This is a genomic window from Streptomyces sp. SID486 (genome assembly GCF_009865385.1).
GTDB lineage: Bacteria > Actinomycetota > Actinomycetes > Streptomycetales > Streptomycetaceae > Streptomyces.
On sequence record NZ_WWJT01000363.1, the window covers coordinates 1 to 1593 of the forward strand.

General features: G+C 78.6%; 2 protein-coding genes. One reads left to right on the plus strand and one right to left on the minus strand.

Features of this window, described 5'->3' with window-relative positions:
* The coding region (locus GT045_RS16995; protein WP_161334690.1) for a hypothetical protein at positions 1 to 262 on the minus strand (262 nt) is incomplete at its 3' end.
* On the opposite strand from GT045_RS16995, the gene GT045_RS17000 reads away from it, so the two are divergent.
* A complete protein-coding gene (locus GT045_RS17000; RefSeq protein ID WP_161292790.1) occupies positions 261 to 1514 on the plus strand; it encodes a pyridoxal phosphate-dependent aminotransferase in 1254 nt (417 codons plus the stop codon). The genes GT045_RS16995 and GT045_RS17000 overlap by 2 nt on opposite strands.
* The last annotated feature ends 79 nt before the right edge of the window (positions 1515 to 1593 follow it).

Genomic DNA, 1593 nt, shown 5'->3' on the forward strand with positions numbered 1-1593 from the left:
CGGGGGACGGGGTTTCTCCGGCGGCTCCGCCGCGGACCGTTCCTGATCCGGCCGCCACGCAGCCGGCCGCCACGCAGTCGGCCTCACGGCCCACCTTGCCGAGGAACTCCCGGACGGAATCCAGGACGGAACCCCGGACGGACTCCCGGACGGACTTCCAGGCGGGCTCCCGGACCGCCTCTCCGGCCGTCCCCGGTACGCCCCCGCAGACGTCCGGTACGCCCCCGCAGACGTCCCCCCGGCGGGCCGCGGCCGTCCCCATGTCGGCGACCCTCGCCGCGGACGCCGCCCTGGAGGAGCGGCGCCGCTCGGGACAGCGCGTGCTGCCCATGACCAGCGGCGAGATCGGGCTGCCCGTGCTCCCGGCACTGCGCGAGCGGCTGGCCGCAGCGGCCGGGGAGAACGCCTACGGCCCGGTGGCGGGCGGGCCCGCGCTGCGAGAGGCCGCCGCCGGCTACTGGCGGCGGCGCGGTCTGCCCACCGACCCCGGCCTCGTGGTGGCCGGCCCGGGCAGCAAGTCCCTGCTGTACGCGCTGCTCCTCGCGATCGGCGGCGACGTGGTGGTGCCCGTGCCGAGCTGGGTCAGCTACGCCGCCCAGGCCCGGCTCGCGGGCGGCCGGGCCCTGCCCGTGCCGATCCGGCCGGGCGAGGGCGGTGTCCCGGACCCCGCCCGGCTGCGCGAGACGGTCACCGCCGCGCGCGCCGCCGGGCAGGACCCGCGCGCGGTGGTGGTGACGGTGCCGGACAACCCGACCGGCACCGTCGCCCCGGCCGGGACCGTGCGCCGACTGGCCGAGGCGGCCCGCGAACTGGACCTGTTCGTGGTCTCCGACGAGATCTACGGCGATCTGGTCCACGACCCCGCGCGGCCCGCCGTCTCCCCGGCCCGGTACGCCCCCGAGCGCACCGTCGTGACCACCGGCCTCACCAAGAACCTCGCGGTCGGCGGCTGGCGCACCGGTGTGGCCCGGCTGCCCGACAGCCCCGCCGGACACGGACTGCGCACGACGCTGCTCTCCGTCGCCAGCCAGATCTGGTCCAGCCCGCCCGCCCCGGTGCAGACGGCCGCGGCCTGGGCCTTCACCGAACCACCGGAGATCACCGGGCGGATCGCGGCGAGCCGCCGCCTGCACGCGGCGGTGGCCCGCGCGGCGGCCGAGCGCTTCACCGCGGTCGGCGCGCTGCTCGCGCCGGTCACCGCCACCTGCTACCTCTACCCCGACTTCGAGCCGTTGCGGGCCCGCCTCGCCACCGTGCACGGCGTCACCGGCGGCGCCGGACTGGTCCGGCTGCTCGTCGAGCGGCACGGCGTCGGCACCCTGCCGGCGAGCGCCTTCGGCGAGCCGGACCGCGCCCTGCGGATCCGGGCCGCCACCAGCCGCCTGTACGGCGACACCGACGAGCGGCGCACCGCCGCGCTGACCGCGCCCGACCCGCTCGCCCTGCCGTGGATCCGTGAGGGCCTCGACCACCTCGGCACGGCCCTCACCGACCTGACCGCCCGCCACCTCTGACCAGGACTCCGTCAGCTCTCCGCCCCTGACCCCGCCCCCGCCCCTGTCCCGGCCGCCCCTGGCCCGGCCCCCACCCGCC

Coding starts and splice junctions, on each gene's coding strand:
- GT045_RS17000 (WP_161292790.1), top strand. CDS start 261: ATGTCGGCGACCCTCGCCGCGGACGCCGCCCTGGAGGAGCGGCGCCGC.